This is a genomic window from Mesorhizobium sp. B2-3-6, assembly GCF_006442305.1.
Lineage (GTDB): Bacteria > Pseudomonadota > Alphaproteobacteria > Rhizobiales > Rhizobiaceae > Mesorhizobium.
Genome location: NZ_VFVW01000001.1, coordinates 1,078,469 through 1,102,793 on the forward strand (window position 1 = coordinate 1,078,469; position 24,325 = coordinate 1,102,793).

At 62.7% G+C, this 24,325-nt stretch carries 23 protein-coding genes; 8 read left to right on the forward strand and 15 right to left on the reverse strand.

Annotated features, from left to right (window positions below):
• Positions 1-296 precede the first annotated feature (296 nt).
• Complete coding sequence (locus FJ953_RS05180; RefSeq protein ID WP_140495789.1) at positions 297-1,118, forward strand: DUF2189 domain-containing protein; 822 nt, start codon at positions 297-299, stop codon at positions 1,116-1,118.
• A 59-nt stretch (positions 1,119-1,177) separates the two neighbouring features.
• Here the strand turns inward: FJ953_RS05180 and FJ953_RS05185 are convergent, their stop codons facing one another.
• From FJ953_RS05185 to FJ953_RS05215, 7 genes are all read right to left on the reverse strand, one after another.
• Positions 1,178-1,651, reverse strand: coding sequence for an aminoacyl-tRNA deacylase (locus FJ953_RS05185; RefSeq protein WP_140495790.1), 474 nt, complete (start codon positions 1,649-1,651; stop codon positions 1,178-1,180).
• A gap of 190 nt (positions 1,652-1,841) precedes the next feature.
• On the reverse strand, positions 1,842-2,240 hold the full coding sequence (locus tag FJ953_RS05190) for a cytochrome C oxidase subunit IV family protein (protein ID WP_140495791.1): 399 nt from the start codon (positions 2,238-2,240) through the stop codon (positions 1,842-1,844).
• A gap of 9 nt (positions 2,241-2,249) precedes the next feature.
• Positions 2,250-2,969: a heme-copper oxidase subunit III family protein gene (locus tag FJ953_RS05195; protein ID WP_140495792.1), complete on the reverse strand. Its 720-nt coding sequence runs from the start codon at positions 2,967-2,969 to the stop codon at positions 2,250-2,252.
• A gap of 13 nt (positions 2,970-2,982) precedes the next feature.
• Positions 2,983-3,687 carry a cytochrome c oxidase subunit 3 gene (locus FJ953_RS05200; RefSeq protein WP_140495793.1) on the reverse strand — a complete coding sequence of 235 codons (705 nt, stop codon included), beginning with the start codon at positions 3,685-3,687 and terminating at the stop codon, positions 2,983-2,985.
• Entirely contained in the window at positions 3,684-5,453 is a 1,770-nt protein-coding gene (gene ctaD / locus FJ953_RS05205) for a cytochrome c oxidase subunit I (protein WP_140495794.1), read from the reverse strand. The genes FJ953_RS05200 and ctaD overlap by 4 nt, the downstream gene beginning before the upstream one ends.
• A 21-nt stretch (positions 5,454-5,474) precedes the next feature.
• Positions 5,475-6,359, reverse strand: coding sequence for a cytochrome c oxidase subunit II (gene coxB, locus FJ953_RS05210; RefSeq protein ID WP_140495795.1), 885 nt, complete (start codon positions 6,357-6,359; stop codon positions 5,475-5,477).
• Positions 6,360-6,643: 284 nt separating this feature from the next.
• A complete protein-coding gene (locus FJ953_RS05215; RefSeq protein WP_140495796.1) occupies positions 6,644-7,324 on the reverse strand; it encodes a GntR family transcriptional regulator in 681 nt (226 codons plus the stop codon).
• Positions 7,325-7,540: 216 nt separating this feature from the next.
• Here FJ953_RS05215 and FJ953_RS05220 point away from each other — a divergent pair, with 216 nt between their 5' ends.
• From FJ953_RS05220 to FJ953_RS05250, 7 genes are all read left to right on the forward strand, one after another.
• Positions 7,541-8,668 (forward strand): sugar ABC transporter substrate-binding protein, encoded by a 1,128-nt coding sequence (locus tag FJ953_RS05220; RefSeq protein ID WP_140623391.1) that lies wholly within the window; start codon positions 7,541-7,543, stop codon positions 8,666-8,668.
• Between the two features lie 75 nt (positions 8,669-8,743).
• Positions 8,744-10,285, forward strand: a complete 1,542-nt coding sequence (locus FJ953_RS05225; RefSeq protein ID WP_140623498.1) for a sugar ABC transporter ATP-binding protein — start codon at positions 8,744-8,746, stop codon at positions 10,283-10,285.
• Complete coding sequence (locus FJ953_RS05230; RefSeq protein WP_140623393.1) at positions 10,282-12,348, forward strand: ABC transporter permease; 2,067 nt, start codon at positions 10,282-10,284, stop codon at positions 12,346-12,348. Before FJ953_RS05225 ends, FJ953_RS05230 begins: the two co-directional genes overlap by 4 nt.
• 13 nt (positions 12,349-12,361) lie before the next feature.
• Positions 12,362-13,168, forward strand: a complete 807-nt coding sequence (locus FJ953_RS05235) for an SDR family oxidoreductase (protein ID WP_140495799.1) — start codon at positions 12,362-12,364, stop codon at positions 13,166-13,168.
• A gap of 10 nt (positions 13,169-13,178) precedes the next feature.
• Positions 13,179-14,126 carry a 3-hydroxyacyl-CoA dehydrogenase gene (locus FJ953_RS05240; protein WP_140517092.1) on the forward strand — a complete coding sequence of 316 codons (948 nt, stop codon included), beginning with the start codon at positions 13,179-13,181 and terminating at the stop codon, positions 14,124-14,126.
• Positions 14,123-15,085: a 3-keto-5-aminohexanoate cleavage protein gene (locus FJ953_RS05245; protein ID WP_140517090.1), complete on the forward strand. Its 963-nt coding sequence runs from the start codon at positions 14,123-14,125 to the stop codon at positions 15,083-15,085. The genes FJ953_RS05240 and FJ953_RS05245 overlap by 4 nt, the downstream gene beginning before the upstream one ends.
• Positions 15,086-15,122: 37 nt before the next feature.
• The gene (locus FJ953_RS05250; RefSeq protein ID WP_140517088.1) at positions 15,123-16,001 is read left to right on the forward strand and encodes an SMP-30/gluconolactonase/LRE family protein; all 879 of its coding nucleotides are present in this window, start codon (positions 15,123-15,125) and stop codon (positions 15,999-16,001) included.
• Positions 16,002-16,196: 195 nt separating this feature from the next.
• On the opposite strand, the gene FJ953_RS05255 is transcribed toward FJ953_RS05250, so the two are convergent.
• The 8 genes from FJ953_RS05255 to radC all read right to left on the reverse strand — a co-directional run bounded on the left by FJ953_RS05255 (position 16,197) and on the right by radC (position 24,295).
• Positions 16,197-17,513: an ArgE/DapE family deacylase gene (locus tag FJ953_RS05255; protein WP_140623395.1), complete on the reverse strand. Its 1,317-nt coding sequence runs from the start codon at positions 17,511-17,513 to the stop codon at positions 16,197-16,199.
• Between the two features lie 2 nt (positions 17,514-17,515).
• Entirely contained in the window at positions 17,516-18,472 is a 957-nt protein-coding gene (locus tag FJ953_RS05260) for an ABC transporter permease (protein ID WP_140561491.1), read from the reverse strand.
• Positions 18,469-19,455: an ABC transporter permease gene (locus FJ953_RS05265; protein WP_181175000.1), complete on the reverse strand. Its 987-nt coding sequence runs from the start codon at positions 19,453-19,455 to the stop codon at positions 18,469-18,471. The genes FJ953_RS05260 and FJ953_RS05265 overlap by 4 nt, the downstream gene beginning before the upstream one ends.
• Before the next feature lie 8 nt (positions 19,456-19,463).
• The gene (locus FJ953_RS05270; protein ID WP_140495805.1) at positions 19,464-20,450 is read right to left on the reverse strand and encodes an autoinducer 2 ABC transporter substrate-binding protein; all 987 of its coding nucleotides are present in this window, start codon (positions 20,448-20,450) and stop codon (positions 19,464-19,466) included.
• A gap of 31 nt (positions 20,451-20,481) precedes the next feature.
• Complete coding sequence (locus FJ953_RS05275; protein WP_140495806.1) at positions 20,482-21,252, reverse strand: ATP-binding cassette domain-containing protein; 771 nt, start codon at positions 21,250-21,252, stop codon at positions 20,482-20,484.
• Between the two features lie 27 nt (positions 21,253-21,279).
• Entirely contained in the window at positions 21,280-22,056 is a 777-nt protein-coding gene (locus FJ953_RS05280; protein ID WP_140623397.1) for a glutamine amidotransferase, read from the reverse strand.
• Between the two features lie 36 nt (positions 22,057-22,092).
• The gene (locus tag FJ953_RS05285) at positions 22,093-23,274 is read right to left on the reverse strand and encodes a PfkB family carbohydrate kinase (RefSeq protein ID WP_140623399.1); all 1,182 of its coding nucleotides are present in this window, start codon (positions 23,272-23,274) and stop codon (positions 22,093-22,095) included.
• Positions 23,275-23,506: 232 nt separating this feature from the next.
• A complete protein-coding gene (radC, locus tag FJ953_RS05290) occupies positions 23,507-24,295 on the reverse strand; it encodes a DNA repair protein RadC (RefSeq protein ID WP_140623401.1) in 789 nt (262 codons plus the stop codon).
• Positions 24,296-24,325: the final 30 nt, after the last annotated feature.

Genomic DNA, 24,325 nt, shown 5'->3' on the forward strand with positions numbered 1-24,325 from the left:
TACGTCGGCAGTGCGCAAAAACCCAGCAGCATCAGAACAACGACGCCAAGGCCGAGTATGAGAACTGTCCTTCCGTCCATGACCCTTCACCTTCGACTTGAGGAGAATATCGAAGAAAGGCGTCCAGAGCTAGACAGGCGACCGGGCCTTCTTACCCAACCTTCTTACAAAGCGCGACAAGTCGCTCGCATGAGAGTATATTGATCCTGGTGCAGGTCGCGGTTTGCGTGGCCAGTCATGCAGAACGGCAGCACCGTGAAACCGCGGCCTTACCAGACCTGTCTGGAGGAATGGTCATGGCAAGCTTTCACGTCATAGCAGGCGCCAGCGAGACGCTGGAGCACACCAGAATTCGCAAGATCGGTGTCACCGACCTTTTCGATGCGCTCAGGCGCGGCGTCGACGATTTCATGGTCAAACCGTCGCACATCATTTTTCTCTGCCTGATCTACCCGCTTGCGGGGGTCGTGCTTGCAGTCTGGACATCAGGCAATAACACGCTCCCATTGTTGTTTCCGCTCGTGTCCGGATTTGCGCTAATTGGTCCATTCGCCGCAATCGGCCTCTATGAGATCAGCCGGCGACGGGAAGCCGGGCTAGACGCCTCATGGAGGGCCGCCTTCGAGGTCAGGAATTCTCCGGCGCTGCCAGCCATCGCCGCGGTTGCGATCATGCTGCTTGCAATCTTCATCGCCTGGCTTTTGACTGCGCAGGCGTTTTACCAACACCTGTTCGGCCCCGCCCCACCGCAATCCTTCTCCAGCTTCATCAATGACATATTCGCCACAGGACGCGGCTGGACGCTCATCATCCTGGGGCACGCCATCGGCTTCGTCTTCGCTGCGATCGTGCTGTGCACGACGGTCGTCGCCTTCCCGTTGTTGCTCGAGCGAGATGTCGGCGCCTATGAAGCCATCCACACCTCGGTGCGCGTGGTGCTGGCGAACCCGATCGTGATGGCGGTATGGGGCCTGATTGTCGCCGTCGCCCTGATCATCGGCACGCTGCCAGTATTCGCGGGGTTGGCGATCGTGCTGCCGATCCTCGGTCACGCTACCTGGCATGTCTACCGCAAGGTCGTGGAACCGCCGCCGACGGCCGGACCGGCGCCTCGATGAACTCCCTGCCGCGCCGGCAAGGACCGGTGCGTGCAGGTTGATCAGAGCCCTTTCCGGCTTCAGTAAGCCGGATGGCTGAAGCGGGCCTGGTGGGCGCCCATAGTCAGGTTACGGAAATCCTTGCCGCTGACACGCACCAGCGTCCTGTGATCGCCGCCCTCGAAATAGATATCGGCGGCACCGCCAAGGCTTTCGTCAAGGACTACCGGCACATCGTAGGCCGCGCCGATCGGCGGAATGGCGCCGGTATCGCAATCGCCAAAGAGCGAAACCGCTTCATCTTCGGTGGCGAGTCCAAGATTCTTGTCCATGACCTTCTGCAACGCGCCGAGCTCGATCCTATGTGTGCTGGGGACCACGGCCAGCGCATAACCCAGATCGTGGTGAACGAGCACCGATTTGGCCATTATGCTGCCGGGCACGTGCGCGGCTATGGCGGCCTGCCTGCTTGTGGCCGTGCGATGATGCGCGACAGTATCGTAGGAAATCCCTTTCCGGTCGATATAGTCCTTCAGTTTGTTTGCGATTGTCATTTTGGGCGTCCCTTGCTGAGTTCGCGACGCAGGTCAAAACGCGGCAATCATTTCGCTTCCGTCGTTTCGGTATGAATAAAGATGGCCCAACCGTCGATTGTTTCAAGGCGAGGGTGGCGGCACCGGACCGCCCGCAGCATCGTCGGAATCCCTGATCGGCCATCGACAAGGTCTGAACTCCGATTTGGCGTCAGGGCCCAGCCCCGAAAAACGCCATCCGGGTGAGAAGCGTGTAATCCGCTTCAAAGACCATCATCGCCACGAATACCAACACCAGCACGGGCGGCAGGATGATTGCGTATGTCAGCGCCAGCCGTTCCCAGGCCATGTGCATGAAAATGGCGACGATGAGCCCTGCCTTGAGGATCATGAAGATCAGGATCAGCGACCATCTGAGATAGCCGTGCAGACCGAAATAATCGATCAGATAGGAGCAGGTGCTGAGAATGAACAGCCATGCCCAGACCACCAGATAAAGCTTGATCGGGTGCTCCTGATGAACTTCTGCCGGGGGGGCGCCGGTCGTCGCCGCGTCATGAGTAGCGTGCAGCGTGTGTTGCCCGAGGCCGTTTGCGGTTGCTTCAGCCATATCTGCCTCTCACCAAAGATAGAAGAACGCGAAAATGAAGACCCAGACCAGGTCGACGAAATGCCAGTAGAGTCCCATGATCTCGACGTTCTCGTAGCGGCCCCTGCGGCTGGTAAAGAAGCCGGGCCGCCCAAAGTCAAAATCTCCACGCCACACCTTTCGCGCCACGATGATCAGGAAGATCACCCCGATTGTCACATGCGTGCCGTGGAAGCCGGTGATCATGAAAAAGGTTGACCCGAACTGGGCAGCGCCCCAGGGATTGCCCCAGGGCCGCACGCCTTCGGTGATCAGCTTGGTCCATTCGAAGGCTTGCATACCGACAAAGGTCGCACCGAGTGCTGCGGTCAGAAGCATCAGGATTGCCGTTTTGCGGCGGTCGCGGCGATAGCCGAAATTGACCGCCATGGCCATGGTTCCGCTGCTTGAGATCAGCACGAAAGTCATGATGGCAATAAGGATCAGCGGAATATCCGAGCCGCCGATACGAAGCGCAAAGACCTCGCTGGGATTGGGCCACGGCACGCGTGTCGAAATGCGCGCGGTCATATAGGAGAGCAGAAAGCAGCCGAAGATGAAGGTGTCGCTGAGCAGGAAGATCCACATCATGGCCTTGCCCCATGACACGTTCTTGAACGCCCGCTGATCCGAGGACCAGTCGGCGGCGATGCCTTGCCAGCCTGCGGGCCGCGGCTCTGTCTGAGCGATATGCGTGAGTGTCTCAGCCATCCGCCCGTTCCTCCTACGTCAGTAACCCCCGGCAAATATCGATGAAAGTCGCGGCCCAGCCGGCCAGAAGCGCGAAGATGGCAAGCCAGACGAAAAGCAGGAAATGCCAATACATGGCGCACAGCTCGACGCTGAGGCGAAGCCGCGCCGGCCTTGCCCCGTTCCAAGCGCCGACGGTTGTTCTGCCCAGGCCCACCAGTCCGCCCAGTATGTGCAGGCCATGCATTCCGGTAAGCAGGTAGAAGAAACTGTTGGCCGGATTGGAAGCCAGAAAGTAGCCATCGGCAGACAGCTCGCGCCAGGCCATAAACTGTCCAATCAGGAAGGAGAGCGCCGTAAACCCGGCGGTGGCAAGGCCGAGCTTAACCATGTCCATTTGACCCTTACGCGCCGCGAGCGAGGCGCATTGCAGCGCAATGCTGCTGAGGACCAGCATGCCGGTGTTGAACCAGAGCAGCCGCGGCAGCGGCAGCGCCTGCCAGTCCGACAGCGCCATGCGCATGAAGTAGGCGCTGGTGATCAGCGCGAACAGACAGCCGACGACCGCCAGGAAGACGCCGAGGCCGATCTTGGCGGTCGGTAGCGCCGATCCTTCCATACCAACAAAATCCCCGGCCATACCTTGCTCGAGCCATGGCTTGGTCATCAGCCGCTGGTGGGAAAGCCACCATCCGGCAAAACCGGCGATCACGAGCATGAAGACCAGAATGACGCTCATGCCGGCTCCTTGGAGGGACCGAAGGAGCCCGGTACGTTTTGCGGGATAAAGTCCTCCTTGGCGCCCGGTACGCTGTAGTCATAGGCCCAGCGATAGACGATCGGTAGGTCTTTGCCGAAATTGCCATGGGCCGGTGGTGTTTGCGGCGTCTGCCATTCGAGGGTCGTGGCCCGCCACGGGTTGCCGCCGGCCTCGCGGCCATGACGGATGCTCCAGATCAGATTGAACAGGAACACAATCTGGGCAAAGCCGACGATGAACGCCATGATGCTGATGAACGAGTTCAGATGGTGGGCCGATTCTGTCATCACCGTCATATCGGTCAGTTCATTGTAACGCCTGGGCACGCCCATCAGTCCGAGGTAGTGCATGGGAAAGAAAATCAGGTAGGCGCCGAGGAAGGTGACCCAGAAATGGAACCGGCCCAGCGCCTCGTTCAGCATCCGGCCGGTGACCTTCGGATACCAGTGGTAGATCGCACCGAAGATCACGATGATCGGCGCGACCCCCATGACCATATGGAAATGGGCAACGACGAACATCGTGTCCGACAGCGGGACGTCGACCACGACATTGCCAAGGAACAGCCCGGTCAACCCGCCATTGACGAAGGTGACGATGAAAGCCAGGGCAAATAGCATCGGTATGGTGAGGTGGATGTCGCCGCGCCACAATGTCAGCACCCAATTGTAGACCTTGATGGCGGTCGGAACCGCGATGATCAATGTCGTGGTGGCGAAGAAGAAACCGAAATAGGGATGCATGCCGCTGACATACATGTGGTGCGCCCAGACGACGAAGCTCAGCGCACCGATGCCGACGATGGCCCAGACCATCATGCGATAGCCAAAGATGTTCTTGCGCGCATGGGTGCTGATCAGGTCCGACACGATGCCGAAGGCCGGAAGGGCCACGATGTAGACCTCGGGATGGCCGAAGAACCAGAACAGATGCTGAAACAGGATCGGGCTGCCGCCATTATGCTGTAATTGCTCGCCCATTTCGACGATCGCCGGCATGAAGAAGCTGGTGCCGAGCGTCCGATCAAGCAGCATCATCACACAGGCGACGAATAGCGCCGGGAAGGCGAGCAGAGCCATGACGGTCGCGGTAAAGATGCCCCAGACAGTCAGCGGCAGACGCATCAGCGTCATGCCGCGCGTGCGGCCCTGCAACACCGTCACGACATAGTTCAGCCCGCCCATGGTGAAGCCGATGATGAACAGGATCAGTGAGACGAGCATCAGGATGATGCCCCAGTCCTGGCCCCCCGGTGTGCCGGTCATGATTGCCTGCGGCGGGTACAGCGTCCAGCCGGCCCCCGTCGGTCCGCCAGGCGCAAAGAAGCTCGACACCAATACCAGCACGGCAAGCAGGTAGATCCAGTAGCTCAGCATGTTGACATAGGGAAAGACCATGTCGCGAGCCCCCACCATCAATGGGATCAGGTAGTTGCCGAAACCGCCGAGGAACAGCGCCGTGAGCAGATAGATCACCATGATCATGCCGTGCATGGTGATGAACTGGTAGTAGGCTTCAGGCGTGATGAAGTCGAAGGTGCCGGGAAAGCCGAGTTGCAGCCGCATCAGCCAGGACAGCACCAGGGCGACCAGGCCAATTCCCGTTGCCGTCGCCGAATACTGGATGGCAATGACCTTGGCGTCCTGCGAGAAGACGTATTTCGTCCACCAACTGTGCGGATGATACAGTTCGACTTCCGCGACTTCGGCCGGCGGGATGGCATCTGCAGGGGTAATATCGACCATAGGAACACCTCCGTGTCCTTTTTAGCGAGACCCGACGGTTTCGAGCTTTGCTGCAATCCTCGAACTTGACACCGTCGTTGGACCCGACGCCTGGCTTGCCGAGCCCGTCTGCTGGGGCGCCGACAATTGCGCAAACGTCTGTTGCTGGCCAAGCCACGCCAGGTAATCCTCCTGCGTATCGACCATCACCACACCGTGCATCATCGGATGTCCTTGGCCGCAGAGTTCAGCGCACAGGACCTGGAAGGTTCCGGTTTTCGTTGGGGTGAACCAGAAGTAGGTGACCGAGCCCGGGATCATGTCCATTTTGGCGCGGAATTCCGGCACATAGAAATCATGCAGCACGTCGATCGAGCGAAGCAACATCTTGACCGGCTTGCCAACCGGCAGATGCAGATCGGCCGCTTCGACCACGACATCGTCCTGGCCATTGGAATCGCTGGTGATCACGCCCAACGGATTGTCAGCGGTGACGCCGCGGGTGTCGGACGTGCCGAGCTTGCCGTCCTTGCCGGGCAGGCGGAAACTCCATTGCCATTGCTGGCCGACAACTTCGACCACGGTTGCGTCGCTCGGAACGTTGACGAACCGGTTCCAGACGAACAGGCCGGGAACCAGCAAAGCCGTTACGCCGACCGCGGTGACAACCGTCAGCCAGGATTCGAGCCGCCTGTTCTCCGGTTCATACGCCGCCTGATTGCCTTCCCGATGACGGAAGCGGAAGACGCAATAGGCCATGAACAAAACCACGGCGGCAAAGACGACGCCGGTGATCCAGAAAGTTATGATGATGGTGTTGTCGATATAGTCCCAGTTCGAGGCAATCGGCGTCCACCACCATGGGCTCAGGAGGTGGAACAGCACCGAGCCCACAACTATCAAAACGAGTACAAGCGCGAAGGCCATGTCCCGTTCCTCCCGGCATTCCAGGGGCGCGAAGCCGTCTCCGGAAATGCCAAGTGCATCATAGCTTGATTTGGGGTCGCAATTCTAGAGCCGACTGTCTTGACGGGAAAAATCCCGCCTTGCCTGCGCCAACCCTTCGAGAGGAGCCGTCCATCACACACGGGGACGCGTTCGTCCGGCTGATGCGCCTGCGCCGGATCGTTTGGGCGAAGTCGACGGTGGGGTGTGCCAAGCCACGTCGGCAGGCCGAATTCGATCTTCGCGCCGACGAAGTTTCGTTTGTGCTATTTCAGCAGGCCGACCAGAACGTCGAAGGCGGCGTCGATGTCGGCGCGGACCGCGGCCTTGACCGCTTCCGCGTCCCGGTCGCGCAACGCAGCGAACATCTCCTGATGGTGCGCATTGGCGGTCGAATAGTTTCCGGAATCGTGCAGCATGTTGAAATAAGGACTGATCTGCAGCCACAAGTTCTCGATGATGTTGAGAATGTTCTCGGAGCCGGCCGCCCGGTAGATGGAGAAATGAAAGGCGTAGTTGGCGCGCAGATAGGACTTGACGTCTCCCGCCGCATTGGCCTGTTCGAGCGCGTCCAGATGCTGGCGCAGCCGGGCGATAGCTTGGTCGTCCATACGCTCGGCCGCCCATGCGGCGGCGATCGCTTCGATCTCGAAGCGGACGTTTCTCAGATCGACGAGGCGTGTGCGGCTGAGTGCGGGAATGCCGATCGAGCGGCCTGAAACCACCATCAGCGCGTTGGCGGCGGTCAGCCGCCGCAGGGCCTCCCTGACCGGCATCGGACTGACGCCGAAAGCATCGGCAAGGCTTTGCACCGTTACCATCTCGCCCGGCACGATGCTGCCGTCGAGGATCAATTCGGTGACATGGCGATAGACCCTGTCCTGCAAGGTCTCCTTGGACAGGGGCGCGATCTCGACACCCGGCTTTCTGAACGCCGCTCCAGCCATCTCCCCTCAACCTTCCCGCGCAAGCTGCGCCATAACCCGTATCCGGAATGCAGGCTTCCGGCTGCGGCGTCAAGCACCCCGGCCGTCGCCTTGTCATGAGCATATTTCATCATTGATCTTTGATCAAATGGTGATACGGTTGCGATATCGGATGGCAAGGTCACGTCTCGTGCCCTTGGGAGGCATCCGATCGTTCGGATCGGGAGGAGTTTCATAATGGGTATCGGATTGAAAGCCCGGCGGCTTGCGCTGCTGGCCGGCATGGCTGCCTGTGCTTTTGGCATCTCCGCGGCCGAGGCCGCTGAAAAACACAAGATTTTTCTCAGCATGAGCTTCATCGGCAATGACTGGCAGGCCGAGGCGGCGAACATGGTCAAGGCGATGGCCGCGCACAAGAGCATGGTCGACAAGATCGACCTGCAGGTCCAGGTGGCCGGACCGAACGCGCAGCGCCAGATCCAGCAGATCAACGCCATGGTGCAGGCGGGAGCGGAGGCGATCGTGATCTATCCGATCTCGCCGACGGCGCTGAACCAGGTCGTCAAGAACGCTTGCGAGAAGGGGGTCAAGGTCTTCGCCTACGACGCCGAGATCACCGAGCCATGCGCTTACAATGTCCATATCGACCAGGAGGAGGCTGGCAGGGTGACAGCCGAATGGCTGGCCAAGAAGCTCAACGGCAAGGGCAACATCATCGCCGTGACCGGCGTTCCCGGCACTTCGGTCGATGACCTGCGCACCAAGGCCGCCAAGGCGGTCTTCGCCAAATATCCCGACATCAAGATCGTCGGCGAGGCGGTCGGCATGTGGAGCCAGGCCGTGGCACGCACCGAGCTTTCCAAGATTCTCGCCACGCGCAGCTGGGACGACATTAACGGGCTGTGGATGCAGGTGGGCTGCTTCACCGCCAATTCGATGCAGCTCGAGGCAGGCAGGAAAGCCGGCGCGCTTTTGCCTTGCGCCGGCGAAGGCTCCAATGGCGGCCGCATCCAGATGCTGCCGGAAGGCACGGAGGTCGAGGGCGCTGCTTCTCCCTACGCGCCGCTCGGCGCGCCGCGCATTTCCTATGCCTCGCCGCCTTATTCCGGCGCGCTCGCCTTGAAGCTCGCCATCGAGGCGCTCGAGGGCAAGGATGTGCCGAAAGCGACCATCCTGCCGCTGCCGATCGTCACCAACGAGACGATCAAGCTTTGCAACGAGGGCACCTGGGCGGAAATGAAGGCCGGATGCAACACCTTCAAGCCGTCGCTGGTTTCCAACCCAGGCTGGTTCGCGTCGATCTTCTCCGACCAGACGCCCGAGATCGGTCTCAACGCGGCGCTCGTCGGCCAGCCCGAGGAGTAGGCTTCAGCAATCCGTGCGCGTGGGGCACTGTGGGCTCCACGCGCCCGCAAGCATGGCATGCCGGAACCGGGAATGATGACTTCAACAACGCATGTGCCGGCTATTGCCGTTGACGGCATACGCAAGGCGTTTGGCGCCACGGTCGCGCTTGACGACGTCTCCTTCGCGATCTCGCCTGGCAGCGTGCACGCTTTGCTAGGTGAGAACGGCGCCGGCAAGTCGACGCTGGTCAAGCTCCTATCGGGACTGGTGCGGCCCGATCAGGGCCAAATCAGCATCCTTGGCGCGCCGGCCGCGCTCGGTTCGCCGCGCGCCGCGCACGACCGCGGGGTGCAGACGGCGTTCCAGGAGATGACGCTGGTCCGCGACCTCAGCGTTCTCGACAATATGCTGCTGCCCTATGCGCCATCCGGCCCGACCGGATTGATCAGGCGGTCGGCCGCGCGCAAGGCAGTCGGCCGGCACATTGCCGATCTCGGTTTTTCGGTCGATCTCGACGCCGAGGTTGCGACGCTCGATCTCGCGGTCCGCCAGAAGATCGAGATCGCGCGCGCCGTCTACCGCAAGCCGCGCATCCTGCTGCTGGACGAGCCGACCTCGACGCTTTCGGGCGGCGACGTCGAATGGCTGGGAACAATCATCGCGCGGCTCAAGGCCGCCGGAACGACGGTCGTGTTCATCACCCACCGCATGCGTGAGGTGCGGGCCTTCTGCGATACCTTGACCATCCTTCGGAATGGCCGCCACATCATCACCGCACCGGTGGCCGACATCTCGGATGAGGATGTGATCGAGAAGATCATCGGCCGCGCCCTCGCGCAGACCTTTCCGCCAAAGCCCGAGGGCGCGGCCGTCTTCGGTCCGCCGGTGCTCGGCGTGCGCGACCTCAAGGCGGGCAGAAAACTCGACGGCGCCAGTTTCGATTTGCGCAGGGGCGAAATCCTCGGCATCGCCGGACTTCAGGGTATGGGCCAGCTAGACCTGTTCCTCGCCTGCTTCGGCATGGCCGAGATCGAACGCGGCCACGTCATGGTCGACGGCCGCAAAGTGTGGCTCGGCTCGCCGGCCGATGCGCTGAGGCCCAACATGGCGATCGGGCTGGTGCCGGAGGATCGCAAGACCGAAGGCCTGTTCCTGAAATTGTCGGGCCGGCAGAATGCATCGCTGCCGGTGGTCGGCCGCTTCACCCGGCTCGGCTTGATCCGCGAGGAGGAGGAAGCACGCGCCGTGCAGGCGGCCTTCTCGACGGTCGAGGTGGACAACCGAGCGCTGTGGACAAGGGCAGGCGCCTTTTCCGGCGGCAACCAGCAGAAGATCGCCATCGCCAAGTGGCTGGTCGCCGAAAGCCGCATCCTGCTGCTCTTCGACCCGACCCGTGGCATCGATGTGGGCACCAAGCATGAGCTCTACGTGATGATGCGCAACTATGTGGCGGCGGGCGGCTCGATCCTGCTGCATTCGACCGAAATTCCCGAACTCGTCCATCAATGCGACCGCGTGCTCGTTCTCTATGACGGACGGCTGGTGGCCGAGCTCGCCGGCGACGAGATCACCGAGAGCGCGATCATGCGTCCGGCGCTGGGACATGGCGGCAATATGCTGGAGGCAGCACAGTGAGCGCGGTCGGTTCGACGGCAACCGGACAGGCCGGATCCCTGGTGCGCCTCCTGGCGCGGCATCGCGGCGCCATCATCGCGGCGATCGTCTTTGCAGTGCTGCTCGTCGTCGTCGACCTGATCAGCGCCGGGCGGCTCACCTATTTCGACATTTCGTTCCTGTCGAGCGGCGGCGCCACCTCGGCGCTGGCGGCGATGGGCCAGACCATCGTCATTCTGTCCGGCGGTTTCGATCTGTCGGCGGGCGCCGTGGTTTCGCTGGTCAATGTGGTGCTGGCCACGTCGATGGATCCGATGGCGACCGGAACGAGCGTCTGGCTGTGGACGATGGCCGGCATTGGCGTCGGCATGCTCGTCGGGGCGTTCAACGGCTTCTTCATCGCGGTGCTGCGCATGCAGCCCATCGTCGTCACGCTGTCGACCATGTTCATCTTGCAAGGCATCACACTGCTGGTCATGGACAAGCCCGGCGGCTTCGTCTCGCCCGATCTCGGTTCTTTCTATCTCGGCGATGCGATCCCGGGCTGGTTGCCCATGCCGCTGGTCGTCATCGGCATGGTCCTGCTGGCATGGTTCTGGCTGAAAGGCACGCGGTTCGGCACGGCGCTTTACGCGGTCGGCAGCGATCCAGACGCTGCGGCCGCGGTCGGCGTGCGCGTCGCTCTCGTGCGCTTCCTCGTCTATGTCATCGCCGGCGGCTGCTACGGGCTTGCCGGCGTGTTCATCAGCGCCCAGACCGGCAGCGGCGATCCGCTGGTCGGCAATCCGCTGCTGTTGTCGATATTCGCCGCCGTCGTGGTCGGCGGCACGCGGCTCGGCGGCGGGCAGGGTGGTCCGTTCGGCACCGTCTTCGGCGCCTATATCCTGATGATGGTCGTCAACGTCCTGCTCGTGCTCAACGTCTCGGCCTATTATTCGACCATTGCCGAGGGCACCATCCTGATCCTTGCCGTGCTCGCGGGCTCGCTGTCGCATGGCTCCGTCCTCGCCTACCAAATCCGCGCCTTGCGCGCGCGGCTCGCCGCCTGGCGTGCCGGCATGCTGCCGTCGCAACTCGATCCCACCGACCGCAGATTGCGCATCGCTCACAAAACGCCCATTCCAGGACAGGCGCCCGGCTTTCGCGTGCGCAATGCCGAGGCGCTGCGCTACGCGCTGCCGGCCTATGTCTGCCTGGCCATCGTCATGATCGTCACCCAGATCTGGCTCGGCCGGGCCATCTTCAATCCCACCTACTGGAACTCGCTGTTCGTGCTGTCGAGTTTCCTTGCCGTGCTTGCGCTCGGGCAGGGCAGCGTCATTCTCACCGGCGGGCTCGACTTGTCGGTGCCGTGGACCATCGGCCTGTCGGGCATCCTCCTTGCCGGCATGGTCAACGGATCGGACGCGGCACTCGCCTATGCGCTGCCTGTGGTGCTCGCCATCGCCTGTCTTATCGGATTGGCGAACGGCATTGGCATCGTTTTCCTCGGCATCTCGCCGATCGTCATGACGCTCGCCACCAACGGCATCCTGCAAGGTTTCGCGCTTCTCTATTCGCAAGGCACGCCGGCCGGCTTCTCCTCGCCGATGCTGCGCTGGTTCATGACCGGCAAGATATGGGTGGTGACGCCGGTCGTGCCATTCATGATCGTCTTCGTGGTCTTTGCGGTGCTGCTGCTCGGCCGTACCGCCTTCGGCCGCAAGGTCTACGGCATCGGCAACAGCCTGCGCGCGGCCCAGCTCTCGGGCATCGCCGTCGGACGGACGCTGATTTTCGTCTACATGCTGTCGGCATTGTGTGCGGCGATCGTCGGCGTCATGCTAACCGGCTTTTCAGGCCAGGCCAGCCTTGGCATGGGTGACGACTATCTCCTGCCATCCATCGCCGTTGTCGTGGTCGGCGGTGCGCTGATCACCGGCGGGCGCGGCCACTATCTCGGCATGCTCGGCGGCGTGCTGCTTTTGACGGCGCTGCAGATGCTTCTGGCCGGCACGACGCTGCCCTACGCCACACGGGCGATCCTGTTCGGGCTGGTGGTGCTCGGCGCCGTCATGGCGCTGCGCGAAAGACGCATACAATGAAGGGAATGGAATCATGAGCACGAGCGCACCCAAATCGCCCGACGAATTCCTGGCGGGGCTCAAAGGGCAACGTGTCCTGGTCACGGCGGGCGCCGGCGGCATTGGCTTCGCCATTGCCGAAACGCTGTCGCGGCTCGGTGCGCGCATCGTCGTCTGCGATGTGTCCGACGAAGCCCTGGCGGCCGCCCCCAAGAAGATGGCGCTCGTCGCAGCGGTCAAGGCCGACGTGTCGCGCGACGACGATGTCGACCGGCTGTTCGAGGCGGTGGAGGAGAAACTCGGCGGCCTCGACGCACTGATCAACAATGCCGGCATCGCCGGGCCGACCGGCGGCGTCGACGAAATCGATCCGGCCGACTGGAGGCGCTGTCTCGACATCGGCCTGACCGGCCAGTTCCTGTGCGCACGGCGCGCCGTGCCGCTCATCAAGGGGGCCGGCGGCGGTTCGATCGTCTCGATGTCGTCGGCGGCCGGCCGCCACGGCTATGCGTTCCGCACGCCCTATTCGGCGGCCAAATTCGGCGTCATCGGCTTCACGCAGAGCCTTGCCAAGGAGCTTGGGCCGCACGGGATCAGGGTCAACGCCATCCTGCCGGGCATCATAGAGGGGCCGCGCATCGAGAGCGTTATCTCGGCACGCGCCAAACAGGTCGGCATCAGCCATCAGGAGATGACCGAACGCTATTTGCAGAACATCTCGTTGCGCCGCATGACCAGCCCGTACGACGTGGCTTCGATGGTCGCATTCCTGCTGTCCGACGCGGGCATCAACATTTCAGGCCAGTCGCTCGGCGTCGACGGCAACGTCGAAACGCTTTGAGGAGCAAGCCATGGCCAGGGTTGCAATTGTCGGAAGCGGGTTCATCGGACGGGCATGGGCGATCAGCTTCGCGCGCGCCGGCCATGATGTGCGCATGTGGGACCAGTCGCCGGTCGCGGCAGGCGGCGCGCGCGACTACATAGAAGGCGTGCTCGGCGATCTCGCTTCGAATGATCTGCTGCGCGGACAGACCGCGCACGCGGTGCTCGAGCGCATCGTCGTCATGGGAGACTTGGACGCGGCTCTGGCCGGCGCCGTGCATATCCAGGAGAACACACCGGAAAACCTCGAAGTGAAGCGCGAGGTGTTTTCGCGGATCGATTCCCTCTCTGATCCGCAGGCGGTGATCGCCAGCTCCACCTCGGCGCTGCTGCCGTCGAAATTCACCGATCATCTCCCGGGGCGGCACCGCTGCCTGGTCGTGCATCCGATCAACCCGCCCTACCTCATTCCGGCGGCGGAGGTGGTGCCGGCGCCGTGGACGTCCGCCGAGACGCTCGAAAGGACGCGCGCCTTCCTCCTCGATGCCGGCCACGCGCCGCTGGTGATGAAGCGCGAGCTCGACGGCTTCATCATGAACCGGCTGCAAGGGGCGCTGCTCGAGGAAGCTTTCCGGCTTGTCGCCGACGGCTATGCCAGCGTCGAGGACGTCGATATCGGCATCCGCGACGGGCTGGCGCTGCGCTGGTCGTTCATGGGGCCCTTCGAGACCATCGATCTCAACGCGCCGGGCGGCGTGCGCGACTATGCCGAGCGCTACCAGGGCATCTATTCCAATATTTTCCCGCAGATGCTGCGTCGCGTCGACTGGGCGGGCGAGGTGATGGAAACCGTCGAGGCCGAGCGTAGCAGGCGCTTGCCCAGGGAGAAACTGGGCGATCGGCAGGTATGGCGCGATCGCCGGCTGATGGCGCTGGCGGCGCACAAGAAGAAATCGGATCAGGAGTTCGGACAATGAAAGAAACCAGCCGCAAGCCCGGCGCCACGGCGGCCAGGGGCAAGGTCATCATCACCTGCGCGGTGACGGGGGCGATCCACACGCCGACCATGTCGCCCTATTTGCCGATCACGCCGGACCAGATCGCCTCGGAGGCGATCGCCGCCGCGGAAGCCGGCGCCGCGATCCTGCATCTGCATGCCCGCGATCCGGAGACCGGCAAGCCCGACCAGACGCCGGAGGCCTTTGCCCGTTTCCTGCCGCGCGTCAAGCAAGGCACCAACGCCGCCATCAACATCACCACCGGCGGCAGCCCCTACATGAAGGTCGAGGAGCGGGTGCGCCCGGCCGCCCAGTTCAAGCCGGAGGTAGCCTCGCTCAATATGGGCTCGATCAATTTCGGGCTCTATCACCTCGCCGACAAATACGAGACCTTCAAGTTCGACTGGGAAAAGCCGCATCTGGAAGCGACGCGCGACCTCGTCTTCCGCAACTCGTTCAAGGACATTGAGTACATTCTCGCGACTTGCTACGACAACGGCACGCGGTTCGAGTTCGAGTGCTATGACATCGCGCATCTCTACAATCTCTCCCACTTCGCAGACCGTGGGCTGGTGAAACCGCCCTTCTTCGTGCAGTCGGTGTTCGGCCTGCTGGGCGGCATCGGCACGCATCCGGAGGATGTCGCGCATATGAAGCGCACGGCGGACCGGCTGTTCGGGGACCAGTTCCGGTGGTCGGTGCTCGGCGCCGGCGCCAGCCAGTTGCGTATCGCCGCGCAATCGGCGGCCCTCGGCGGCAATATTCGCGTCGGGCTGGAGGACAGCCTGTGGGCCGGCAGGGGCAAGCTTGCCAAGTCGAATGCCGAGCAGGTCGTGCTGGCGCGCAAGATCATTGAGGGGCTCGGCATGGAGGTGGCGACGCCGGACGAAGCGCGCGAGATCCTGTCGCTGAAGGGCGGCGACAAGGTCGCTTTCTGACGCAGCCAATCGCCGCGCGAGCAAAGAGGAGGACGGCATGAAGATCGAAGTCGTGGTGGACGTGAAGACCACGCTTGGCGAGGGACCGCTCTGGGACGTCGAGCAGGAGCGTCTCTACTGGATCGACAGTTTCGACGGGCGCGTCTTCCGCGCGACCGCCGACGGGCGCGAGATCCGCTCCTGGGACGTGCCGATGAAGATAGGCTCGATGGCGCTGCGCAAGGATGGCGGCGGCGCTGTCGTCTCGTTGCAGCGCGGTTTCCATCTGCTCGATTTCGCCACCGGCGAGGTGACGCCGATCCATGATCCGGAGCCGGACAAGCCAATGAACCGTCTCAACGACGGCAAGGTCGACCGGCGCGGCCGCTTCTTCGCCGGCTCGATGGACACGATGGAAGAGGGGCCGTCCGGCGGCCTTTACAGGCTCGATCCGGATTTCTCCGTCACCAGGATCGATTCCGGCATCATCTGCTCCAACGGTCCATGCTGGAGCCCCGACGACCGCACCTTCTATTTCGCCGACACCTGGACCGGCGAGATCTGGGCCTATGATTACGACATCGAGACCGGTACGGCCAGCAACCGCCGCACCTTCGTTCGCGTCGATACCAGCCGCGGTGGTGCCGCCGACGGCTCGACCGTCGATGCCGAAGGCTGTCTGTGGAATGCGCTGGTCTATGACGGCCGCCTGGTGCGCTACGCGCCGGACGGCAGCATAGACCGTATCATCGACATGCCGGTGAAGAAGATCACCAGCGCCATGTTCGGCGGACCGAAGCTCGACACGCTCTACGTCACCTCGATGGCCAAGCCGCCGCTGCCGCGTTTTCCCGGCGATGGCGTGCTGCGCGGCAGCCTGTTCGCCATCACCGGCCTTGGCGTGACCGGAGTTCCCGAGCCGAGGTTTGGTGGCTGACGGGCGGCCTCTTAGAGCAGTTCACCGTTTCATGGAAACGGCGAACCGCTCTATCTCTTTGTTTTTGCGCAATTCCATAGGGAAAGCGCTACGCGCTTTTCCCGGGAAAACCGTACACACTTTTCCTGGAATTGCTCTCGCCGCTCCTCCCGGACGTCTTCCGCAAACTTCCTGCCGCTCGCAGTCAGCTAAAAACTATCGGCACCATTTCTCCACCGCTAAGGCGATGGCCTTCGTGCAGTCGACGAGATCGCGCACCGAAACGCGCTCGTTCGGCTGATGCGCCTGCGCCGGATCGCCAGGACCGAAGTTGACGGTCGGGGTGTTGCCCAGGCCGGTCGGCAGGCCGATGTCGCTGTGTGCGCCGAAGCCGCTCAGGGCCGGCGACAGGTCGGCTGCTTTGACGGCCTCCTGGAACAGGCCGACAAAGGGGTTGTCCGACGGGATCTCGGCGCAATCGGCATCGAGGATCCATTCGACACGGGCAGGGTGCTTTCGCAGATAAGGATCCGCCTGGCAGACATTGGCGATGTGCTCTTCGATTTCGCGTTTGACATTGCCGCCCAGCCTGAACTCGTCATGCTCGCTCGGCAGATACTGTACGTCGATGATGATCTCGCCGCGTCCTGCCATGGAGGATGGATGTTCGCCGGCATTGATCTGGGTGACGATGATCTGGTTGGGCAGGTCCATCAGCGGGTGGTTCTTCCTGGGATCGAACATCCATCGCCGGTTGAGGATGTCGATGCCGTCGAGGATCTGCCGGCAAAGCTGGACGGCGTCGACCGGGCCGCTCGAATACCAGGCGTTCGGCGTCAGTTCGGCATGGCCGCCTATGCCGTCGATGATGATCTTGCCCCACAGAATGCCGTGACAAAGCGGTGCGATCCTGTTCGCCGTCGGTTCCGTCATGATGCCGGCGTCGGCGCGAAAGCCGCGATCAACCATGGCGAGCGACCCCATGCCGCCGATTTCCTCGTCGACGACGGTGGTGAAGACGACGTCGCCGGAGAGGGAAACGTCGAGTTCCTTCAGGATTTCGACCGCCATCAGCATGCAAGCGACGCCGCCCTTCATGTCGACCGTGCCGCGACCGTGCAGGAATCCATCTTTCAGGACAGGCTGGAAGGGATCGGTGGTCCAGTGCCCGGCGGCACCCGGCGGCACGACGTCGATATGGCCGGTCAGCATGATGGACCGCCCGCCGCCGGTGCCTTTCAAAACGCCGCCGAGATTGGGCCGGCCCTCGAACGTCCTGCCCTTGTTGGCGCCGGCACGTCCCTTGTATTTTTCGTAGAGTGCCGGGCCGTCTGGATCCCAGAGATCGGTCGAGAAGCCGAGTGCCTCAAGGCGCTTTTGCAGGTAGAGCTGGCAATCCCGCTCGCCGGGGCCGGCCTCCTTCGGATTCGATTTCACGATCGAAGGGAAGGCGACGAGATCGCTCAGCGTCTTAACGATGCGCTCGGCGGCTGCCTCGACGCGCGCGGCGATGGTCTCTTCCATGGAAGGCATTGTTATCTCCAACGTTGGGAAAGTCGGTCGGCGAGAAGGACGAAAACCAGAAGGGCGCCGACAATCCCCACCTGCCAGACCGTGTTGATGTTCAATTGCAAAAGGCCGGTCTTCAACGTGACCAGCAGCAGGACGGCCGCGAACACGCCGCCGACGCCACCGCGCCCGCCAGTGATGACGATGCCTCCCAGCATGGCCGCGGTCAGCGATTCCAGTTCGAGGTTCTGGCCGATATTGGGCCTGCCGCTGCCGAGCCAGGCGAGAGAGACGAGGCCGGCCGCACCGGCAAGCGCGCCGCTCAGCACATAAAGGATGAAGCGCACGCGATCGACCGGGATGCCGACCAGTTTGGCCGAACGTTCATTGAAGCCCATGGCGTAGATCCAGCGCCCCCAGGCCGTCGAGAGCAGCACGAGACCGGCAAGCGCGAAGCAGGGGACGGCGAGCGTAAGGAAAGGCACGGGGATGCCCATGATCGCACCGCGCCCCCAAACTAGCAGCCAGGCAGGCACGCCGGACTGGGCCGCGCCGCCGGTGACCGCAAGCGCCAGGCCGGAATACACGAAAAATGTTCCCAGCGTCGCGATGAAGGGGAGAAGGGCGAGCCCGTTCACCAGCCATCCGTTCAAGGCGCCGAGCATAGCGCCAGCCAGGATGCAGACGACCGGCAACAGAAGGGGTGGCAACCCCAGCTTCAGGGAAAGCATGGCAACGATCGCCGAGAGCGAAACGGCGCCGCCAACGGACAGGTCGATGCCCGCGCCCCCGGCCAGGACGACCAGCGCCTGTCCAAGGCCGACCAGGGCCAGGATCGTCGAAAATTGCAAAATCGTGGTGACGGTGCCGAGATTGAAGACCGAAGGCTTGAGCGCCAGCAGGCCGACAATAACGACCAGCCAAAGGCCGCACAGCAGAGCCAAAGTGAGGGCGGGGCCCTGCAGGTTCCGGATCCTGTTCATGCGCGGGCTCGCAGGAATTGGGCAAGCGGCAGCCGGTTGGAGACGGCTTCGAAGCCGAGCACGCCGATGATGAGAACGCCGGTAACCACAGGCTGCCAAAGCGAGGGGACGCCGATCAGAAGCAATCCATTCTGGAGAATTCTCAGAAGCAGTACGCCGAAGACCGTGCCGATCAAGCTGCATCTGCCGCCCAATATGCTCGTGCCGCCGAGAATGACCGCGGCGATCGCATCGAGCGCCAGCGTGCTGCCGATCGTCATCTCCACGTTGCGGTAGGTGGCGACGTAAAACGTGGCGGCAATGCCAGTCAGGACGCCACTGATGACGAAGGTCATGAAGCGTACCTTGACTACGGGGATTCCGGACAGCCGCGCCTTTTCCTCGGAATTGCCGATCGCGAGCAGATGCGGGCCGTAGGGGGTTCGCCGCAATGCCAGCCAGACGACCAGATAGGCGATGGCAATGACGATGGCTGGGACCGGAATGCCGAGTACGGTGGTTGCCAGAACATTGGTAAGGCTCGAGGGCAGGCCCGAGAGCCACTGCCCGCCGAGAAGGACAAAGACGGCGGTGCGGTAGACGCCAAGCAGGCCGAGCGTTCCCACGATTGCCGGAACGCGACCGAGGACGACGACGGTGGCCGTCACGCAGCCGAGCAGCGCACCGACCGCCGGGCCAGCGATGAGCGCCAGCAGCGGACTGCCGTCGGCGCTGAGCACGCGGCCGATGGCAATGGCCGCGAGGCCCATGATGATGCCGATCGACACGTCGATGCCGCCCATGGCAAGCAGCAATGTCATGCCAAGGCCGATCAGCAGCAGTTCGACGCTGTTGCGCAGGACCGTCGCCGCATTGCCTGGCGTCGCGTAGTGGGGCGATGCGACAGAAAAGATGACGATCGCCAGGAGACAGGCGGCAAGCAAGGACCACTCTCGCCCGTTCATGGCCAAAACGCCGTCTCCAAACTGTCGCACCGTGTTCATCCCAAGGCTCAGAAGTTGAACTTGTCGACATTGTCCTTGGTGAAGACCGCCGGCGGCCCGAGCAGCAGGATGCCCTTGGCGGCATCATAGGTGGCGGGCTTTTCGAGGCCGGCGATCTTGTTTTCCGCTTCGAAGCTCTTGCCGTCGATCAACTGCTTGCCGGCCCAGACCGTGAGATAGCCCAGCTGTTCGGGATCCCACAGCACGGTGAAGCCGAAGGCGCCGCTCTTCAGGTAGGATCGCGCCGTGTTCGGGCTGCAATAGCCCGTGCCTATGACGGAGCCGATCTTGCCGGCGGTTTCGATGGCCTGGGCGACGCCCGGACAGGTCGAGGATGCGACGGCGATGATGGCCTTGATGTCGGGATTGGCGGCCATGAGATCGCCTGATATCTGCGCGGCGCGCTCGGCCGTGCCGCCGGCGAATTGCGGAGCGAGCAGTTTCAGCTTCGGATATTTGGCGGTGGCCTCTTTCTGCATGAAGCCGATCCAGGCGTTGAGATTGGACGCCGTCGCCTCGCCGGAGACGATGCCGATCGTGGCGTCCTCGCCGACGCGCTTCACCAACTCATCGATGATCGTCGTGCCGAGCCCTTCGTCGGTCGCCTGCGCCACATAGACGGCACGGCCGCTGTCGGGTGCATCGCTGTCGCTGGTGAAAAGCTTGATGCCCTTGGCCTTGGCGCTCTCGACGACGGGCGCGATGCTGGACGCATCCAGCACGCTGACTGAGATCGCCTGGACACCCTGGTCGATCAGGTTCTGCACGATCTGCAACTGATCGACCGGGTTGGTGTCGACGGGGCCGGAATAGATGAAATCGACGCCCAGGTCCTTCGCGGCGCGATTGCCGCCGGCTTCCATGGCATTGAAATAGGGTATGCCGATCAATTGCGGGACGAAGGCGACCTTGGGCTTGTCGGCGGCATGCGCCGCCGTGGCGACCACGAGTGACAGCACGGAAACGGCGAGCGCTTTTTTGAGTTGAGAAAGCATTGGTTTATCCTCTCTGGAATGGACGTGCATTTCAGTTTGATTTTTCAAGCGCCCGCACGTCGGGATGAGCGCCTGTTATGAGCGAAACGACTTCCTCGTGATTGGTCTCGGCCGCCAGCCGTTCGGCCACCTTGCGGCCGCGCCGGAACACTACGATGCGGTCGGCAACCTCGAACACTTCGGAAATGTTGTGGCTGATGAGGACGACGGCACAACCGCGCGCGGCAAGCCGCCGCGTCAGTGCCAGGACCTTGCGGGTTTCGGCGACGGCAAGGGCCGCCGTCGGCTCGTCCATGATGACCAGCCTGGCATTCAGATTGAGGGCCCGGCAGATGGCCACGGCCTGGCGCTGACCGCCGGACAGGCTGCCGACGGGTGCTTCCGGATCGGAAATATGCGCGTCGAGCTCTTTCAGCAGGCCGTCGACGCGCTGGCGCATTTCCTTGCGCTTCAGGAAGGGAATACCCAAAATGGAGCGTTTCAATTCGCGGCCGAGAAAGACGTTTTCGGCAATCGACAGGTTTTCCGAGAGCGCCAGTTCCTGAAAGATCGTCGCGATCCCCGACGACGCCGCATCCTTGGGCGAGGAGAAAGCCACCGGATTGCCCTCGATGAGAAGCTTTCCATCGCTGGGCGGATGGGCGCCCGCCAGGATCTTGATGAAGGTGGATTTGCCGGCGCCGTTGTCGCCGAGAAGCGCCAGCACCTCGCCGGAGCGGATTTCCAGGTCGACATCGGCAAGCGCAGTCAGAGCGCCGAAGCGCTTTGCGATATTTCTGGCGACAAGAAACGGTTCTGTCATGGCGGTTCCCCGGCGGTTGCTGGTCGGCTAGACGGCCTTGCTGACCCAGCGCAGCACGTTGGTCCAAAGACGCGCATAGCCGGGCCATTCCACGAAGCTGTTGGGCAGCCAATGCGGGCCGATATCCGACGTCCAGGCCAGCGTGCGGCCCTGGCCATGGCGGCCGGTGACCAGCAGCGGATGACCGCCGTGATCCTGCGGCAACCGTGCGAGGATTTCGACGTCATCGCGATCGCGAGCGACGACCTCGTTGGCGCCGAGCAGCAGCGGCCATTCGCCTTCGATGCCGGCAAAGATCGGGTGATCCTTGGGACCGGTGATTTCAGGCCGGAACCCTTCGGGAATCTCGAGCCGGTCGTCATAGGGGAGGCAGGTTACCGGCAGCGCCTCCTCGACGGCCGTGCGGTGCCAGCGCGCCTTGCCGTCGATGCCCTGGAAAGAGAAATAGCCGCCGATCATGACCAGGCCGCCGCCGGCCTGCGTCCAGTCGCGCAGAAGCTTGAGCCGGTTTGGCACTGTCTTGCCGTGCAGCCAGACATCGGGGTGAAGCAGCAGCGAGTTCGCGCCGATGTCGGAGAGGATGATGGCCTTGTATTGCGACAGGCCCTCCATGCTGAAGGGCAGCTTTTCGACGGCCTCGTGGGCCGGCATGTAGTCGAGGTCGAATTCGCTGCTCTTCAAGGCATCGACCAGCGGCGTCGCGCCCAGGTGAAAGGTGACGCTGCCGAACTGATCGAACCCCTTGTAGTGGGTCGCCGAACTCATCCAGCTCTCGCCGACCAGAAGCACTCTTGTTTTCGCCATGACCAATACTCTCCTGGGTTCCCGTAAGTTGTTGGTTCAGCTTGCCAACATGGCGTTGTTCGCCAAAGCGGCAGCCTTCAAAGTCGCGAAATCCGCGATGTAGCCCTGTGCGCCTTCGACCGTGGTCGTCAGGCTCGCGCCGATCGCCGCATGGCGGGCGGCGTCGTCCAGCGACGCACCATGCAGCCAGAGGCTTAGGAATATGCCGGCGAAGCTGTCGCCGGCGCCCGTCGCATCGACGCGGTCGACAGGCAGTGCCGGCACCTCGATCTGCGGTCCGCCATTCGCCGGAAAGACGACCGCGCCAAACTCGCCGAGAGTGAGCACGACCGTTCCGCGCGGCTTGATGCGCGCCAGCATCAGCCGCACCTCTTCGATCATCGTCGCCATCCTGGAGCGAAAGTCGAAAATCTCCCGCATCATCACATCGTTGATGAAGGTCAGGTCGATGTGCCGGACCATCTGCGTGAAGGTTTCAGGCGTGCGTGCGCTCTTGGGCAGGCCGGCCGAATGCAGGCTCACCCTCCAGCCGGCCTGATGAAAGCGCGCGATGGAAGCGGTCATCGTTTCGTAGTGGAAGCCTTCGATGTGAAGACAGGCCGGGCGCGGTTCGGGCTGGATGTCCAGATTGGCGGTCAGATCGATCTCGCCGAGTTCGAACGGTTCACTGATGATCGTGCGGCTGCCATTGCGCTCGATGATCACGATGGCCTGCGAAAGGCGGTTGTTGGGCGTGTTGCGGATCGGCAATGCGTGGACGCCCAGTTTGGAAAGCGCGCCGAGCGCCCAGTCACTCTCCGGGTCTTCGCCGACCGCCGTCGCCAGTTCCACGTCGAGAGCGTAGGGCGTCCCAACACCGGCGGCGGCAACCGCGAGATTGGCCGCCGGCCCGCCCAGCGCCTTCTCGATATGACTGGCTGTGATGCGGTCGTCGCGATGCGGCAGGACGTCGACGCGGCAGAGAAAGTCGACGCTGACCCGGCCCGCGACCAGGAGCCTCGGCAGATGATCGAGATTCTTCGGCCTGTGGGGCGCGCGGCCCGGCAGCGAACGCGCAAACGAACTCGGCCGGTACATCAGCGTGGCGATCGCCTTTTCAATGCGTTCGCGCGTGGCCTCCTTCAGGCCGGCAGTCCCATTGATAAAGTTCGACACCGTTCCGATGGAGACACCGGCCGCGCGTGCGACATCCGCTATGGTTGGGCGCTTGCGTTGCAATGGTTGGCTCCGATTGAAGCGTTTCAAACGGTATCAACGGAAATGCCGCCCCTCAACGGAATTATCTTCTAAAAAGGTCTGGAATTTGCAGAGAAACTTGGAAAACTATGGCGATGTGGCCCCCAATTGCGGGTCATTCGTTCCAGAATTGAACGTTTTTCAATTCTTAAGCCGAAAGACTGCGTCGGCGAATTGCCTGCTTTCATTCGGATAGCTTCGCCGAGCCGATGATCTAGATCAGCAGCAAGCCCTTCATGCTGGAATAGCCCTTGCGACCGATGATGATGTGGTCGTGCACGGAAATGCCCAGCCGCTTGGCAGCGTCGATGATCTCCTTGGTCATCTCGATATCGGCACGCGATGGCGTCGGATCGCCCGACGGGTGGTTGTGCACCAGGATGATCGCCGTCGCCGACAGTTCGAGCGCGCGCTTGACCACCTCACGCGGATAGACGGGCGTATGGTCAACGGTGCCGGTCTGCTGCACCTCGTCGGCAATCAGCGTGTTCTTCTTGTCGAGGAACAGGATGCGGAACTGCTCGCGCGCCTCGAAGGCCATGGCTGACCGGCAATAGTCGAGAAGCTGCTGCCAAGAGGAGAGGATTTCGCGGCCATGGACCTCGCTGCGCGCCATGCGCTGGGCCGTCGCCGCAATGACCTTCAGGTCGAGCGCTACCGCCGGGCCCACGCCCTTGACCTCCTGGAGGAGGCCGACGGGCGCGCCAAGCACCTCGGCCAGGGTACCGAAGCGGGAGAGCAGCGCCTTGGCGACCGGCTTGGTGTCGGCGCGCGGGATCAGGCGGAAGAGCAGGAGTTCCAGAAGCTCATAGTCGGGCAGGGCGTCGGGACCTGCCGAGGCGAAGCGTTCGCGCAAACGGTCGCGATGGCCGAGATAATGCGGCTTCTCCTCGATCCCCTTGGTCTTCGCGGCAGGCCCGGCTGTCCCAGGAGAGTGCATGGTCGCGGAAAGCTGCGCAGGCTTTTCTGCAAAGAAACTGCGCTCGTCGTCGTCACCTGACATCTCGTCTGCCCCCCAACTCCCCGACCGCGA